At 73.6% G+C, this 15,533-nt stretch carries 12 protein-coding genes and 3 pseudogenes; 5 read left to right on the top strand and 10 right to left on the bottom strand.

The genetic code is table 11. The features are described from left to right. Nucleotides 1-298 precede the first annotated feature (298 nt). From uppS to HDC93_RS26000, 4 genes are all read right to left on the bottom strand, one after another. The gene (uppS, locus tag HDC93_RS26015) at nt 299-2,167 is read right to left on the bottom strand and encodes a polyprenyl diphosphate synthase (RefSeq protein ID WP_185013381.1); all 1,869 of its coding nucleotides are present in this window, start codon (nt 2,165-2,167) and stop codon (nt 299-301) included. A 76-nt stretch (nt 2,168-2,243) separates the two neighbouring features. Beyond that, nucleotides 2,244-3,209 carry a YihY/virulence factor BrkB family protein gene (locus tag HDC93_RS26010; RefSeq protein WP_185013248.1) on the bottom strand — a complete coding sequence of 322 codons (966 nt, stop codon included), beginning with the start codon at nt 3,207-3,209 and terminating at the stop codon, nt 2,244-2,246. A 57-nt stretch (nt 3,210-3,266) separates the two neighbouring features. Next, nucleotides 3,267-3,509: a DUF6411 family protein gene (locus HDC93_RS26005; protein WP_185013247.1), complete on the bottom strand. Its 243-nt coding sequence runs from the start codon at nt 3,507-3,509 to the stop codon at nt 3,267-3,269. Between the two features lie 70 nt (nt 3,510-3,579). Continuing rightward, the gene (locus HDC93_RS26000; protein ID WP_185013246.1) at nt 3,580-4,278 is read right to left on the bottom strand and encodes an ANTAR domain-containing response regulator; all 699 of its coding nucleotides are present in this window, start codon (nt 4,276-4,278) and stop codon (nt 3,580-3,582) included. 191 nt (nt 4,279-4,469) lie between these two features. Between HDC93_RS26000 and HDC93_RS25995 the strand changes: the two genes are divergently transcribed. Together HDC93_RS25995 and HDC93_RS25990 are read left to right on the top strand one after the other, a co-directional pair. After that, nucleotides 4,470-4,826, top strand: coding sequence for an STAS domain-containing protein (locus tag HDC93_RS25995; protein ID WP_185013245.1), 357 nt, complete (start codon nt 4,470-4,472; stop codon nt 4,824-4,826). Continuing rightward, the gene (locus tag HDC93_RS25990) at nt 4,823-5,776 is read left to right on the top strand and encodes an anti-sigma factor RsbA family regulatory protein (protein ID WP_185013244.1); all 954 of its coding nucleotides are present in this window, start codon (nt 4,823-4,825) and stop codon (nt 5,774-5,776) included. Before HDC93_RS25995 ends, HDC93_RS25990 begins: the two co-directional genes overlap by 4 nt. A gap of 14 nt (nt 5,777-5,790) precedes the next feature. Here the strand turns inward: HDC93_RS25990 and HDC93_RS25985 are convergent, their stop codons facing one another. From HDC93_RS25985 to HDC93_RS25970, 4 genes and pseudogenes are all read right to left on the bottom strand, one after another. Then, on the bottom strand, nt 5,791-6,828 hold the full coding sequence (locus HDC93_RS25985; protein ID WP_185013243.1) for a rod shape-determining protein: 1,038 nt from the start codon (nt 6,826-6,828) through the stop codon (nt 5,791-5,793). A gap of 718 nt (nt 6,829-7,546) precedes the next feature. Then, nucleotides 7,547-7,705, bottom strand: a pseudogene (locus HDC93_RS25980) (MoxR family ATPase); the annotation flags it as partial. A gap of 176 nt (nt 7,706-7,881) precedes the next feature. Continuing rightward, nucleotides 7,882-9,222 (bottom strand): carboxyl transferase domain-containing protein, encoded by a 1,341-nt coding sequence (locus tag HDC93_RS25975; protein ID WP_185013242.1) that lies wholly within the window; start codon nt 9,220-9,222, stop codon nt 7,882-7,884. Further along, nucleotides 9,215-10,660: an acyl-CoA synthetase gene (locus tag HDC93_RS25970; RefSeq protein WP_185013241.1), complete on the bottom strand. Its 1,446-nt coding sequence runs from the start codon at nt 10,658-10,660 to the stop codon at nt 9,215-9,217. The genes HDC93_RS25975 and HDC93_RS25970 overlap by 8 nt, the downstream gene beginning before the upstream one ends. 261 nt (nt 10,661-10,921) lie before the next feature. Between HDC93_RS25970 and HDC93_RS39400 the strand changes: the two are divergent. Next, a pseudogene (locus HDC93_RS39400) lies at nt 10,922-11,014 on the top strand (GntR family transcriptional regulator); the annotation flags it as partial. 40 nt (nt 11,015-11,054) lie between these two features. On the opposite strand, the gene HDC93_RS25960 reads toward HDC93_RS39400, so the two are convergent. Beyond that, nucleotides 11,055-12,131: a MerR family transcriptional regulator gene (locus HDC93_RS25960; RefSeq protein ID WP_185013240.1), complete on the bottom strand. Its 1,077-nt coding sequence runs from the start codon at nt 12,129-12,131 to the stop codon at nt 11,055-11,057. A 493-nt stretch (nt 12,132-12,624) separates the two neighbouring features. On the opposite strand from HDC93_RS25960, the gene HDC93_RS25955 reads away from it, so the two are divergent. Both HDC93_RS25955 and HDC93_RS25950 read left to right on the top strand, forming a co-directional pair. After that, complete coding sequence (locus HDC93_RS25955; protein WP_311774620.1) at nt 12,625-13,926, top strand: transposase; 1,302 nt, start codon at nt 12,625-12,627, stop codon at nt 13,924-13,926. A 183-nt stretch (nt 13,927-14,109) separates the two neighbouring features. Beyond that, nucleotides 14,110-14,802 (top strand): annotated as a pseudogene (locus HDC93_RS25950) (RimK family alpha-L-glutamate ligase); the annotation flags it as partial. A 25-nt stretch (nt 14,803-14,827) separates the two neighbouring features. Here the strand turns inward: HDC93_RS25950 and HDC93_RS25945 are convergent. Then, nucleotides 14,828-15,397: a hypothetical protein gene (locus HDC93_RS25945; RefSeq protein ID WP_260419770.1), complete on the bottom strand. Its 570-nt coding sequence runs from the start codon at nt 15,395-15,397 to the stop codon at nt 14,828-14,830. Nucleotides 15,398-15,533 lie beyond the last annotated feature (136 nt).

Here is a 15,533-nt window from a genome sequence, read left to right as displayed (position 1 = left end):
CGTGTCCCAGGCTCCTCCCACGGGGAGGCTCCCAGGACCGCCAGGGGACACGCAGCGGACGGAAGGACCCGGAAAGATCAGGAAGGCCGACGCGGAGAGAACGGCAAAGTGCCTCTGACCTGCTGCTGTAGGAAGACCGAGGCAACAGCGGGGGCGGATCGGAAGATCAGAAAAGGACTCATGATCCGTCGGCCGGGGGTTCGAGTCCCACCCGCCCCACCACGCGCTACATGCGCAGAACCGTTTCTGCTCGCAGGAGTGCGAGAAGGGCGGCGCCGCACCCGAGCGGCTCACCGGTTCACCCGCCCGGCCCCGCCGCAGGGGCCGTCGAGCAGTGGGCTGCTGACGGTCCGTCGGTGGGGGACGTGGCCGGGGTCGCGCCGTGGTGGCGCTGGCGGTGGGTGTACGCGGTGAGCGCCTGCCAGAGGTCGCGGCGGTCGGTGTCGGGCCAGAGGCCGGGTGTGAAGTGCAGCTCCGCGTAGGCCGCGTGCCACGGCAGGAAGTTGGAGACGCGCTGTTCGCCGCCCGTGCGCCAGAGCAGGTCCACGTCCGGCATGTCCGCCAGGGGCAGGTGCCGCGCGAAGTCGTCCTCGGCGATCAGGCCGGGCTCCAGGCTGCCCTCGCGGGCCCGGCGGGCCAGGGCGGCGGCCGTGCGGGTGAGCTCGTCCCGGCCGCCGTAGTCGATGCACATGGTCAGGGTCAGGCCGGTACGGGCGCGCGTGGTGCGCTCCCTCAGGTGGAGCAGGTCGACCAGGTCGGGGGGCAGGCGGCCGGCGCGGCCGTGCCAGCGCAGCCGGACGTCGAGGTCACGGAAGGGGTTCTCGGCCAGTTCGCGGTGCAGCAGGTCGAGGATCGCGTCGACCTCCTCCGGGTCCCGGTGCCAGTTCTCGGTGGAGAAGGTGTAGAGCGTCAGATGGCGCAGGCCGACGTCCAGGGCGCCGTGCACCACCTCGCGGACCGCGGTGGCACCGGCGCGGTGGCCCTCGTGCCGGGGCAGACCGCGCTGCTGGGCCCAGCGGCCGTTGCCGTCCATGATCACGGCGACGTGGGCGGGCAGATCGCCGGGCGGGATCTCGGGGGGCCGCGCGCCGCTCGGGTGGGGCGGCGGCAGCCGGAAGGTGCCGGGGGCGGATGCCGGCCGGGCCGGTGCCGGTGGCCGGTGGGCGCCGGGGCGTTGCGGCGGCGGCACGGTCAGCGGGGTCAGGCTCCAGGCCAGGGCCGCACGGGTCCGGGCGGGGGCGAGGATGCGGGCCCGGGTGCGCAGCGCGGGCCGGGGCGGGGAACGGAGCAGGGCCGGACCCGCGGCGTCGATCGCGTCGAGCTGGGCGCGCAGCAGGGCGGCCATCGTGTGCAGGACCGTGGCGGGGCCGGGGTGCATGCCGCGGGTGAGCGACTCGTGGCTCACCCACTGGCGGGCCAGCCCGGTCAGATGCGTGACCAGGGCGGCGACGGCGGGACTCCAGCGGCGCCGCGTCAGGTCGGCCGCCGACCCGGGGTGGAGGTCGAGGGCCTCGGCGGGCAGCAGGAGGTCGCCCTGGGGGAGGTCGGCGGCCAGGTCGGTGAGGATGTCGGTGAGCCGGACGCCGTCGAGGAACTCCTCGTAGGTCTCCCGGGTGTCCAGACGCAGGGCGACGGGGACTCCGGCCCGGTCGAAGACCGTGCGGACCAGGCCGAACCAGGGCAGGAGGTTGTCCCGGCCCCAGGTGCGCCACTCGGCCCAGTCGGTGAAGTGCCTGCCACCGGTGTCGTCCCGGACCTGGGCCATGGCGTCCCGCAGCTCGGACACGTCCAGGCGCCAGCGGTTCGCGGTGTCCACCAGGGCGCGGCGGACCGGGTCCGGGCTCGATCCGGTGGGCAGTTCGCGGTGCAGGGCGCTGATCCAGGCCCCGACCCGGGCGGCCCGCTCGGCGGCGGGCGCGGTGCGGTCGTCGCCCAGGTCGTCCAGGGCGTTGGCGGCCGCCCACAGGGCGTGCAGCGCCGGGCGCAGGGCCGCGGGCACCAGCTGGATCAGCGCGTACTCCGCCGGGTCCTCGTCCTTCGTCCGGCGCCGGCACAGTCGGTAGGCCGCCCGCAGGGCCGGGTCGTCGCCGGACACCGGGGGGCCGGCCGGTCCGGGGGGCGCGGAGGTCGCTTCGAGGTCTGCCGGTGCTGTGGTCGCGGGGGGCACGTCGCTCACACCGAGGACGATACGTCCTGGTTCTGCGCGGTGAGCACAGGGGCCGGGCGCGCGTCAGCGGGGGTCGTCACGGGCCCGGCCCCGGGTCCGGGCGCACCGCCTCGGTGATGCCGGCCCGGGCCGCCTCCAGCTGTGCGGCGAAGGCGATGCCGAGGAAAAGGACCACCCCGGTCAGGTTGGCCCACAGCAGCAGGGCGACGAACGCCGTCAGCGGCCCGTACACCTCGCCGAAGGAACCGCTCTCGGCGACGTAGAGGGCCAGCAGCCAGGTAGCCGCGATCCACAGCACCAGATGGACCGCCGAGCCGAACGCCAGCCAGGTGTAGCCCGGTTGGTCCCGGCGGGGCGCCCAGCGGAAGATCGCCGACGAGGCGACCCAGGCGAGCACCACGCCCAGGGGCAGGTCGAGGGCGCCCCACCAGTCGAGCCAGGTGCGGGACCAGCCGTAGGCCTCCACCACCGCACTGCCGACGGCGTCGCCGGCGACGAGTACGAGGAACCCCAGCACCATCGGCATGCCCGCGGCGAGGGCGAGGAGCAGGGCACGGCCGTACTTGGCCAGGAAGGGCCGGTCGCGCTCGATGCCGTAGATGCGGTTGGCGCCCCGCTCGACCTGGGCCATCGCCGAGGCCAGGTTGAGTACGGCGAAGGCCAGGCCCGTCCACATGGCGACGGCGCCCCAGGCGCCGGAACCGGCGCTGCGCTCGGTGCCGTCGAGGGCGTCCTCGATCAGCTCCGCGCTGGCGCCGGGCACGATCCGGCCGAGGGTGAGTTCGATGACCCGCCCCACGCTCTCGGTGTGCACGGTGGTGGCCACGCCGACCAGGGCGATGGTGAACGGCACCATCCCGAGTACCACCTGGAAGGCGAGGGAGCGGGAGTTGCTGAAACCGTCGGCGTAGCGGAACCGGGTGAACGCGTCGACGAGCAGCCGGCGGCCCCCGTAGCGCCGCAGCGCGGTGAACGCCTCGTCTCCGGAGAGTTCCTCCCCGATCATGTCCCGCGTCTGCGGGACATGTACTGCGGTGCCCATCGAGAAGGTCCCCTTCTGCCTGCCCTGCTGTACCGGACCAGCATGCCGGGCGGTACGTCAGAAGGGCATACGACCACGCGTGCGGCGACCGGCCGAGCCGCTGCGGCTCACCGCGCGGGAGCTCGTGTGGAAGGGCTTGCTGAAGAGCCTGCCCAGGACGCCGGGGGCCTTGCTGCCGGCGCGGGCACCCGCGCCGAGCGAACGCTGGGTCCCGCGCTCGGGGTGGCGCGAGAGACGGGGGACGAGGAAGGCGAGCAGGGCCAGGACGACGCACCCGGCGATGACGACCGCGATGATCACGAGTAACTCCCTTGACTGGTTGGGGAGGTACGGGTGCCCCGTCGTACCGCCTCCATGTGGCCTTGTCCGTTCAGCCCCGGCGGCGCCGCGCGACAGCCCGCTGCAGCGCGGCGCGCAGTTCGGGCGACGGCGGGGGCCCGCCCGCTTCCGCGCTCGCCGTCACCGCCGCCGCGACATCGCGCAGCTTGGTGTTCGACAGCTGGGACGTCTCCCGCAGGATGTGCCACGCCTCGTCGGACGTGCAGCCGTGCGTGGCCATGAGGATGCCCCGGGCCTGGTCGATGACCGGGCGGGAGGCGATGGCCTGGCGGAGCTGCTCGACCTCCTCCTGCAACACGTGCAGGCACTCCGCGCGTTCCAGGGCGACCGCCGAGGAGGCGGGAGCGGTCGGCGGCCCGGCGGGAATCGGGCCCGTGACGGCCAGGCCGGTCAGCGGGTCCGTCGTGTCGAGTCCCGCCAGCTCCAGGATCCGGCGCGGCTGGCCGTTCCAGTTCGTCGCCGTCACCGTCAGGGACCGCCGCCGGCCGTGGTCGGCCAGCACGTCCAGGAACTGCAGACCGGCCGTGTCCATGAAGTGCACGCCCGCCATGTCCAGGTCGACCCGGGTGACGGTGGCCGGCAGACCGGCCAGGGTCCGGGCCAGGATGTCCGCGCAGCCGTGAACGAGCTCACCCCGCGGGGTGAGCTCGGCGCGGTCCGCGTCGACGCGGCCACAGATGACCAGGGTGTCCAGCCCTCCCGTGAGATGTGGTGATGCCGCTGAGGTCATGTCACCGCCTTGTCGGTCCTCGTCGGTCGTGTTCGTCTCGCTCGCCGGACTGCGCGACGTCACTCGCCCCCCGTGGACGTCGGTGTGAGGTGCGCCTGCCCGCCGTACGGCGTACTACACACCCTTCGGGGGAATGAGCTCTCGTCGTACGGGTACGAGCGCAGTGGGTCCAGAAGCATCGGGAGAGGGCCTTGAACACTCGGCATCAGCTGTCGGAGACCGGCCCGCGAGGCCCGGTGCCGGGCCTCGCGGTGTTCCCGCTGGCCGGGCAGCATGGCGTCCGGGCGGCCGGCGAGGTCGGCCTGACGACCCGCGCGATCTGGGAAGGCGTACTGGAACAGGCTGTTCGCGAGGACGATGACGTGTACCACCTGGAGCTGTCCGGCGTGACGTTCGTCGACGTCGCGGGCGTCGGCGCGCTCGCGGCCGCCGCCGGGCGGCTCCGGGACGGCCGGCGGTTCGTGGTGCGCAGGCCGCCGCCCGCCCTGCGGCGCATGCTGGACCTGCTGTGGCCGGGCCAGAGGGGAATCGAGGTGTCGACGTCATGACCGCTGCCGTCACCGAGGCCTTCGGGCCGCTCGACCCCTTCGCCCACCCCGCGCTCTTCTACCGGGACGAGCAGGAGTACCTCGACGGCACCCTGCCGTTCGTGCACGACGGCCTGGACGCCGGTGAGCCGGTCGCCGTCGCCGTGCCCGGCAAGAACCTCGCCCTGATCAAGGACGCCCTGGGAGACGCCGCCGGAGCCGTGCGGCTGCTGGACATGCGCGAGGCCGGACGCAACCCCGGGCGGATCATCCCCGGCGTGCTGCGCGCCTTCGCCGACGCCCAGCCCGCCGACCGCCGGGTGCGGATCATCGGCGAGCCCGTCTGGCCGGGCCGCTCCGACACCGAGTACCCGGCCTGCGCCCAGCACGAGGCGCTCATCAACGCCGCCTTCCGGGGGCGTACGGCGACGATCATGTGCCCGTACGACGTGGCGCGGCTGCCCGAGCACATGGTCGCCGACGCGTACGCCACCCACCCCGCCGTCATCCACCCCGGCTCCCGCACGGCGCGCGACAACGACGCGTACGCCCCCGAGGAGGTCGTCAGCCGCTACAACGAGCCGCTGGCGCCGGTGCAGGACGCGCTGACGTTCTCCTTCGTCTCCGACTCGCTCTCCCACGCCCGGCACGTGGCCGTCGGGGAGGGCGCGCGGCTCGGCCTGACCGGCGTGAAGCTGGACGACCTGGCCCTCGCCACGGCCGAACTCACCACCAACAGCGTGGTGCACGGCGGTGGTTCGGGCGTCCTGCGGGTGTGGGCCGAGGACGGGTACGTGGTGTGCGAGGTCCGCGACGAGGGACAGCTCGCGGACATCCTGGCCGGACGCCGGCCCGTGCCCCGCGAACAGCGCGGCGGGCGCGGGGTCCTGCTGGTCAACCTGATCGCCGACCTGGTGCGGGTGCACCGGAGCGACACCGGGACGACCGTGCGCTGCTGGTTCGCCCGCTGACCGGCGCCTGACGCTCAGGTGCTCAGCGGGTCCAGCGCCAGCGGCGCGATCCGGCCCTCCAGCATCGCGCCGAGACCCTGCACGGCGCACACGTCCGGGCGCTCGGCGATGTGCACCGGCATGCCCGTCGCCTGACGCAGCATCTGGTCCAGGCCCGGCAGCAGGGCGCTGCCGCCGACCATCATGATCCCCCGGTCGCCGAGATCGGCGACCAGGTCGGGCGGGCAGGACCGCAGTACCTTGCCGATGCCGTCGAGGACCGCGGTGAGCGGCGTCTGGATGGCGTCCCGGACGGCCGCGGTGTCGACCTGGACGGAGCGGGCCAGGCCGGTGGCGACGTCCCGGCCGTGGATCTCCGTGGAGGCCGGGCCCTGCGCGGTGAGGCCGTTGCCGGACAGGGCCAGCTGCAGCGGCCGTACCGACTGGCTCGGCAGCATCAGCTCGTGCTCGTGGCGCAGGTGCTGCACGATCGCCTGGTCGACGGCCTCGCCGCCCACCGGGATGCGCTCGGCGGTGACGATCGAGCCGAGCGACAGCACGGCCACCTGAGTGGCCGCCGCCCCGCACACCATGATCATGGTCGCCTCGGGCTGCTCCATGGGCAGCCCGCAGCCGACGGCGGCGGCGATGAGCGTGTCGACCAGCTCCACGCGGCGCGCACCGAGGCCGACGAGCGTCTCGATCGCGGCGCGCTGGGCCAGCGGGTCGGCGTCGTGCGGGGTGCAGGCGGCGGCGCGCAGGATCGGCTTGCGGCGCAGGCTGCGGCGCATCTTGTCGCCGAGCAGGTGCCGCAGCATGCGCTGCGCCATCTCGATGTCGACGACGGTCCCGCCGGAGACCGGCCGGACCACCCGGATGTAGTGCGGGGTGCGGCCCGTCATCTTCTCGGCGAGCTCGCCGACCGCGATCAGCGCGCCGGTGCGGGTGTTCACGGCGGCGGCCGACGGCTGGTCGACGACGAGCCCGGCGCCCTTGACGTAGACGCGTGTGCGGGCCGCCCCCAGGTCGACGGCGAAGTGGCAGCGGCGCAACTGCTCCAGACTGGCGGTCATGGCAGGTCCTCCCGAGAGCACAGACCGTGGGGGGCCGCCAGGTGGCGGGCCTCGCAGACGTGGGTCCGCCGGGATGGCGGGCCTCTTTCGCATCGTGCGCGGCAGGGGGCCGGGCCGCCTTTCCTGGGGGGCCGGGCGGGGCGCCGCCGAACGGGGGGTTCGCCGTTCTAGTGCCGCAGCAGGCAACGTTCGCCCCGTCGCGACGCCCGGCACGCACTCTCGCCGCACCGGGCACAAACCCAAGTACATCCAGTACGAGGGCATGCACCCGGCACGCCGAGAGCACGCACCGGACGCCGCTCCTTGACGGGCAAACGTTGCCTGCCGCGGCACTAGGTCACAGGGAGTACGCGGCCTCCAGCAGGGGCGCGAGGGAGGTCACGGTCGTCTCGCGGCCGGCGTCGCGCAGCTGCCGGCCGGTGGTGGTGTTCCGGGCGAGGCCGACGAAACGCAGCCCGGCCCGCTGGGCGGCGGCGAGCTCGGCGACCGTGGAACCGACGACCAGGCCTGTCGCGGCCGATCCCTCGCAGGCGTCGAGGGCGCGCAGCACGCAGTCCGGGTGCGGGGTGAGCGGCGCGAGGTCCTCGCCGCGTCCGTGGACGCCGGCCAGGGGCAGGGCGCCGCAGGGCCGCAGACAGCGGGGTACGGCCTCGGCGCAGACGTCCGTGATGCGCAGACGCGGCGCCCTCAGGCGTGCAGGGTGCGCACCAGGGACGCGGAGTTGCGGGTCGCCGGGGCGGCGCAGCCTCAGCCGCACGCAGCGGTGCAGGAAGGCGGGCGGGAACTCGCGCTCCCCGTTGCTGGTCAGCACGACGAACGGAAAGGCCCGGCAGCGGACCCGGCCGCGGCGGACGGCGACGGGGGTGTCCGTGCCGTCGCCACGGGAGACCAGGCGCGAGCCGGACCGCTCCTCCACCGCCTCGACCGCGACCACGGCCCCGTCACCGGTCTTGAACTCGACCAAACCCGTCCACGACACCCCGTCGTCCGATTGCGCTGGGCAGCCATATGGTGACGGAAGGTACGTGAGGACGCCGAGGGCATTCGCGGAACTCACCCACCGACCGTCCCCCGGATCACCCCCAGCTCCACCAGGTCCTGCGGCCGGATGCGGAGTTGGTCCGCCGTCGACTCGACCTCGCGCGGGGGCCGTTTGAGGATGGCCGCGGCCAGTTCCGGCGCGATCACCGAGAAGTAGCTGTCGGGTGTGGCCCAGGTGTTGCCGGGGGCGGCCAGGGCCAGGGCGCCGCCCGAGCCCCCCTCGCCGATCACCAGCGTGGTCACCGGGGTGCGGGCGCTCGCGATCGCGCCGAACAGGTCGGCGATGGCCGCGCCCGCGCCCTGCCGCTCCGCCTCCGCGTCGTTGGCCGCACCCGGGGTGTCCACGAGGGTCAGCACCGGGACGCCGAGCCGGTCCGCGAGGCGGATCAGCCGGGCGGCGGTGCGGTATCCGGCGGGGCGGGTCGCGGTCCCGGTCTGCGCGGCGTACGCGACCGTACGGCCCTCGTGCGTGCCGAAGCCGCACAGCATGCCGTCCGGGTCGGTGCCGCCGCAGCGGTCGCCGCTGATCTCCGTCCTCTCGGTGAAGTAGGCGTCCAAGTAGGCGTCGGCGCGCGGGCGCTGCGGGGAACGGGCCCGGCGGACGGCGTCCCAGCCGGTGACGGGCAGGACCGCGCACTCGCCGAGCGGTTCGGGCGGCGGCGCGGGCGTGGTGGACGGGCGGGTCAGCAGCCGCAGCCAGAGTCCGAGCATCTCGCGCAGCTCCTGAGGCCGTACGACCGCGTCCGCCGCGCCGGCCGCGACCTGCGCCTCCGCCGTGTACGCCGCCGGGTCCGCGTCCGAGGGCCGCACCCGGGACCCGGCGAAGCCCACCTGGGCCCCGGGCAGCGCGAGCACCACGTCCGCGCCCGCGCCCAGGGTGGCCCAGCCGCCCCCGGTCGTCGGGTCGCGCAGGACCGCCACCTGCGCGAGACCGGCCTGCCGGGTGAGCGCCGACTGGCGTGCCACCCGCTGGAGTTGGGTCAGCGCGAGCATGCCCTCCTGCATGCGGCTGCCTCCCGTCGCCACCAGGGGCACGACCGGGAAGCGCCGTTCGCGGGCGTACGCGTACGCAGCCTCCAGCCGGTCTCCGGTGCGCTGACCGAGGGAGCCGCCGAGGAAGCCGAACTCGAACGCGATCAGCACGGCCCGGACGCCGCCGACGCGGGCGGTGCCGCAGACCACGGACTCCTGCTCGCCGGTGCGTTCGGCGGCCCGGGCGCGGGAGTCGTCGTAGCCCGGCCAGGCGAGTGGGCCGTCGGGCCGCGACTGCCGTGCCGGGGCGGGGAGTTCGGCGAAGGTGGCGTCATCGGCGAGGGCGGTGACGACCTCGCGCGCGGAGAGGCGCTCAGCCATGGGCCAGCGCCCGCTTCATGATCTTCCCCATGTCGTTGCGGGGCAGCGCGTCCAGGTGGTGCACGACCCGCGGCCGCTTGTGCGGCGCGAGCCGCCGCGCCACATGGTCCGCCAGCTCCTCCAGTGCCGGGGGCGCCTGGGGGTCCGCCGGCACGATCCACGCCACGATCCGCTCGCCCAGGTCGGCGTCCGGCTCTCCGGTGACGGCCGCCTCCCGCACCCCGGGGTGTTCGAGGAGCGCGTTCTCGATCTCACCGGCCCCGATCTTGTAACCGCCGCTCTTGATCAGGTCGGTGGCCTTGCGGCCGACGATCCGGACGTAGCCGTCGGGGTCGCGCACCGCCATGTCGCCGGTGCGGAACCAGCCGTCGGCGGTGAAGGCGGCGGCGGTCGCGTCGGGGCGGTTGAGGTACTCGGTGAACAGGTTCGTCCCGCGCACCTGGATCTCGCCCACCGTCTCCCCGTCGTACGCGGTGACCTCCGAGCCGTCCTCCTCGACCAGCCGCAGCTCCACGCCCGGCAGCGGCATGCCGACCGTGCCCGGGCGGGCCTCGCCGTCGGCACGGACGCTGGTGTTCATCAGCGTCTCCGTCATGCCGTACCGCTCGATCACCCGCCGCCCGGTCGCGGTCGCGATCCGGCCGTGGTCGTGCACCGGCAGCGCGGCGGAACCGGAGACCAGCAGCCGGGCTCCGGTCAGTGCCTTCACCAGGTCCGGGTCGCTCGTCACGGCCTCGGCGATGCGGTGGTACATCGTCGGCACGCCGAACAGCATGGTCGCGCCGCCGCTCAGCTCGCGGGCGACGCCCTGGGTGCTGAAGCGGCCCAGGTGCCGCACCGATCCGCCGCGCCGCAGCGGGCCGAGGGTGCCCAGGACCAGGCCGTGCACGTGGAACAGCGGCAGTGCGTGGACGAGGACGTCGTCGCCGGTCCACTGCCAGGCGTCGGCCAGCGCGTCCAGGGTGCTGGCGACGGCCCGGCGCGGGATGACGGCTCCCTTGGGCGGGCCGGTGGTGCCGGAGGTGTAGACGACCAGGGCCGGGTCCTCGTCCGCGGCGCGGTCCTCGGGGGCCGGGCCGGTGGCGTGTACGTCGACGTCCACGCGGGTGAGGTCCCGCAGGGGCGCGGGGAGCAGGTCGCCGGGAGCGGTGAGCACGAGTTCGGGGGCGCTGTCGGACAGGATGTGCCCGAGTTCCTTCTCACCGGACTTGGGGTTGAGCGGCACGGCCGGGACTCCGGCCAGCAGCGCGGCGACCACGGCGACGGCCGTCTCCATCGTGGGCGTCGCCCAGACGGCGACCCGCGTGGCTCCGCCGATGCGGCCCGTGAGCGCTCCGGCCGCGGTGGCGAGCTGCGCGTAGGTGAGGGAGCGCTCGCCGAACCGGAGGGCCGGACGGTCGGCCGGGCTGTCGGTCAGGGCCGGGAAGAGAGGGATCACGCGTCACATCTCCTTGGCTGGTGCCTGCTGGTGCCTGCTGGTGCCTGCTGGTGCCTGCTGTTGTCCGTGGGCGGTCGTCCCCGGCCGGGTCATCCCCAGCCGGGGACGACCATCACCAGCCAGGCCGCCGCCGGTACGACCGCCACCACAATCCCTCCGTACACCATCAGCTGCCGGAACAAACGCTCGCGGTCCAGGTCCGGGGCGGCGGCCAGCACGAGGGCGCCGTTCGTGGAGAACGGGCTCACGTCCACGACGGTCGCCGGGCAGCCCCGGCAGGCCGCCGCGGCCATGCGGCGCCACGTCCGCACAGTGGCGAGGGTGCGGCTGCTGGACTGGGAGCCGGGGGAGGAGAGCCAGGACCCTGGGGGCGGTCGGGTTCTGGGTCGTCCGGTCAGCTCCCCACCACGTCCGCCACCACACAGCTGACGTTGTCCGGGCCGCCCGCCGCGTTCGCCGCCGCGACCAGGGCCTGGACGGTCTCGTCCGGGGACGCGGGCGCGACGAGGAGTTCCCGGACCCGGTGCTCGGGGACGACGGCCGACAGGCCGTCGGAGCAGAGCAGATAGCGGTCGCCGGGGCGAGCGTCGTGCAGGCGCAGGTCCGGGACCGCGCCGGTGCCGCCTCCGGTGAGGGCCTTCAGGAGCATCGCGCGCTGGGGGTGGGAGACCGCCTCCTCGGGCGCCAGCCGGCCCTCGTCGACCATCGACTGCACCATCGTGTGGTCGTGGGTGATGCGGAACAGTTCGCCGTCGCGCAGCAGATACGCGCGGGAGTCGCCGATGTGCACCAGCGCCAGCCGCGAGCCCGTCCACAGCAGGGCCGTCAGGGTCGTGCCGATGTCGTCGGAGCCGTCGGCGACGTCCCGCACGGCCTGTTCGGCGCCCCGCACCGCGTCCTCCAGGACATTGAGGACGCCGCCGGCCGGCACCTCGTCCGTGTCCAGGAAGCGCAGTGCCTCCACGGCGGCGCTGCTCGCGGGCGCGCCCGCCGGCCCGTAGCCGTCGGCCACGGCCAGCAGCCGGGTGCCCGCGTAGGCGGTGTCCTGGTTGGCGGGGCGCACGCGGCCGGTGTCCGAGTGGGCGGAGTAACGCAGTTCCAGCATGGCGGTGTCCTTCCCGGGCCCGTTGGGGTCCGTCGTCAGGTGATCGACCAGGAACGCGGCGAGGTCCCGCCGGACCGCCGTCTCCGCCTCGACCCGCGCCCAGTAGGCACGGATCTCGCGGGCGGCGGCCGACGGATCGCGGTCGTGCAGGAGACACACCCGGTGGATCTCGGCCAGCGGCATACCCAGCCGCCGCAGCCACGCCACCAGCCGGGCCCGCTCCAACTGCCCCGCCGCGTAGTACCGGTATCCGGTGTCCGGATCCACGCGAGCGGGCCGCAGCAGGTCCAGCTCGTCGTACAGGCGCAGTGCCTTCGGCGAGAGCCGGCACGCCTTCGCGAACGCACCGATCGTGAGCATGGTCATGCGTCCCCCTGCGGTCCCCGCGCTCGTTCTCGTTCCGCCACCGATGCTGGGGCTTCACCGAAGGTGAAGGTCAAACGGGCTGTCACGGGTTCCGGAGGGGATTGTTAGCCTGCGACGGACATCGAGTCGATCGCCCGTACGAGAATGGAGTCGCCGTGGCCGGCACCCCGCGCATCGCCGTCGTCACCTACGACCCCCGCGGCGAGGAGCACAAGGACCGGACCTGCCGGTGTTGGTGGCGGCGCTGCGGGAGGCCGATGCCGTCGCCGTCCACCTTGCTTGCCGGGCAGGGGAAGCTGAATCGTCGCCAGGGCGATTCGGCGTCTTGGGAGAGACGGCGGTGAGGCTGGCTTCGGGCCGTTCGTGGTGTCGGCGGGTTGGGGGTCCTGTGGTCGGGGGCTGTCCTGGAAGGTGAAAGAGTGCCGGTCACTCTCACGGGTGATGCTGAGCGAAGGTGTGCGCGGGAGGCGAACGGGGTGGCTAGGTTCGTGGTGTGTCACGTTTCCGGATGTATCCGTCGCCCGCGCAGGCCGAGCAGATGCTCACGCACTGCGCGCACGCCCGGTACGTCTGGAACCTTGCCGTTGAGCAGCATGCGCACTGGCGGCGGTGGCGTAGGAGTGCGCCCGGTTTCGCGGAGCAGTGCCGTCAGCTGACCGAGGCCCGGCAGGCAAACGAGTGGCTGGGCTCGGGGAACGCGGACGTGCAGCAGCAGGCACTGAAGGACTTCGCCAAGGCCAAGAACGCCAGGTTCGCGTCCGGGTTTGGTGAGCCGACCTGGCGCAGGAAGTACCGGCACGAGGGCTTCAGGGTTATCGGCGCCGGCCGTGTGCCGGAGTGCAACGCTGACGGGTCGCCGAAACTGAACGCGAAGACCGGCAAGCAGGTCATGGGCCGGTCGGTCGTCGTGCACAGGCTCAACCGGCGGTGGGCTCAGGTCAAAGTGCCCGGCTGCGGCTGGGTCCGGTTCCGTCTCAGCGCCAAGGGCAAGGGCGCGAAGCTGCCCGAGGCGAAGACGTTCCGGGTCACCTTCCGCAACGGGCAGTGGCACATCGCGTTCGCAGTCATCCCTGAGCCGATCCCGGCGCCCGGCACGGGCAAGGTGATCGGCATCGACCGGGGCGTCACGATCACCGCTGCCCTCTCGGACGGCCGGAAGCTGAACTGCCCGCAGCTCACCGGCAGGGAACGCGCCCAGGTCCGAAAGCATGAGCGGCGGGCGGCCAGAGCGAGGAAGGACAGCCCCCAGAAGGCGGCCGAGTACGCGAAGGCCGCCAGGCTCAAGGCGCGGGAGGCGAACCGGCGCAGGGACTGGTGCGAGAAGACCAGCACCATGCTCGCCCGCTCTTATGGCCTTGTCCGGTTCGAGAAGCTGAACATCCAGAACATGACCCGCTCCGCGAGAGGAACGGTGGAGCAGCCCGGCACGAACGTGGCGCAGAAGTCCGGCCTGAACCGGTCGATCCTCGCCCAGGGCTGGGGCCTGCTCCGCCAGCGCACCGAGCACAAGGCCCCCGGCCGGGTCGAAGACGTTCCCGCCCCCTACACCAGCCTGCGGTGCAGCGCCTGCGGATGGATCGAGAAGAAGTCACGCAAGAGCCAAGCTGACTTCGAGTGCGTATCCTGCGGCTTCACCTGCAACGCGGACAACAACGCAGCAACCAACGTCGCGGCAGGACAGGGCGGGATCCCCCGCCCCCGGTGCTCAGCCGGTGCCGGAGGGGCGACAACGGCCACCAGCCGTTCGAGCGCCCGTGAACCTCAACCCAACTGGGTTGGAATCCCCCTCTTTTAAGGGGTCCTTTCACTATGCCCGTCCGGGTCGCGCGGTCTGGCACCGCACCTCGCCGCGTTGCCGAAAAGCCCTAGTAGCTCCGCTACGAGGGCTTCCCGGCGCCTTGCGACGCACGGCACCAGACCACGCGCCCTGATCGGACGCTCATAGTGAAAGGACCCCTAAGAGGGGGAGGATGTCAACTGGGACTACAGCTGGCGCGCCGAGGAGTTCACGGCGTGGGCCGAGCGGTGCGGGAAGGCGACACGGCTCGCCAACCCGGTGGACATCGTGCGGTGGAACGCCGACAAGCGCTACCTCGGGCAGCTCGCGGAGGCCGGAGTGCCCGTCGTGCCCACCCGGTACTTCGCGCCCGGTGACCCCGTCGACCTGCCCGCCGACCGCGAGTACGTCGTGAAGCCCGCCTCCGGGGCCGGTGCCCGGTACGCCGCCCGCTACCCGGCCGGGGAGCGGGACGCCGCCGTGCGGCAGGTCGAGCGCATGCACGCCGAGGGGTTCACCGTCATGGTGCAGCCCTACCTGACCGGCATCGACATTTACGGCGAGCGGGTCCTACAGTTCTTCGGCGGACGCCTGCTGCACGCCGGCGTCAAGGGCGCCGTCCTCGCGCCGGGCACGCCGTACGACGCCGACAAGGTAGCCCACCCCGACCTCCGGCCCTGGGAGCCGACCGCCGCCGAACTGGCCGTCGCCGAGCGGGCGCTGGCCGCCGTGCCCGGCGATCAGGAGCCGCTGTACGCGCGCGTGGACCTCGTCACCGGGCCGGACGGCGAGGCGTGCGTGATGGAACTGGAACTGATCGAGCCGAACCTGTTCCTGTGGCTCCACCCGGGTTCCGTGCCGAGGGTGGTCGAAGCGGTCCTGGCCGCCGCCTGATCACGACGCCGGGGGCAGGGATCTCTCAGTCCTGACGGCCGGTGACGGCCACCCGCTGCACCAGCCCCCACGTGAACTCCGCGACGGCCTCCCGCCTGACGCCCTCGGCGTCGGGTGCGGTGAACGCCAGACCCCAGCGGGTCGGTGCCGTGCCCTCCAGGGGGCGGGCCGGGGCGAAGGCGCGGGCCGCCTCGTCGACCGTGCAGGACCAGGGCGTGAGGTCGTCCAGCGTGCGCAGCTCGGGGCCCTTCGCGCCCGGCGCGCGGACCAGCCACTCGTTCCACACCGCGCGGTTCGGGGCGGTCAGCACCTCGAAGCGCAAGGAGGGCCACAGGGGCACCGGCCACAGCCAGGCCTCGCAGTCGAGATCGCCGATCCGCCGCGGCGTACGGGACTCCGGCTCGCCCAGCACCTGGCGGATGGGGGTCCCCCCTGTTCGAGCGGAGCCGAGAACTTGGGGGAGGGACAGGGACGCCCGGGAGCGCGGGGAGCGGACCATCGCCTGCCAGCGCCGGTTCGCCTCGCGCATGTCCGCGATCGACACCCCCAGTTCATGGCGGGCGTCCTCCACGAGCCCGGGGTTGTGGTCGGCCATGCGGCGCAGCAGGACCAGCTGGAAGTCGAGCGGGGTGAAGGGGCTAGTGCCGCGGCAGGCAACGTTTGCCCGTCAAGGAGCGGCGTCCGGTGCGTGCTCTCGGCGTGCCGGGTGCATGCCCTCGTACTGGATGTAC

Origin of the sequence: Streptomyces sp. AK010 (assembly GCF_014207295.1) — a bacterium.
GTDB lineage: Bacteria > Actinomycetota > Actinomycetes > Streptomycetales > Streptomycetaceae > Streptomyces > Streptomyces massasporeus.
The sequence above is the reverse complement of the archived record's forward strand: the minus strand, read 5'-3'. Positions and strand labels throughout refer to the sequence as shown.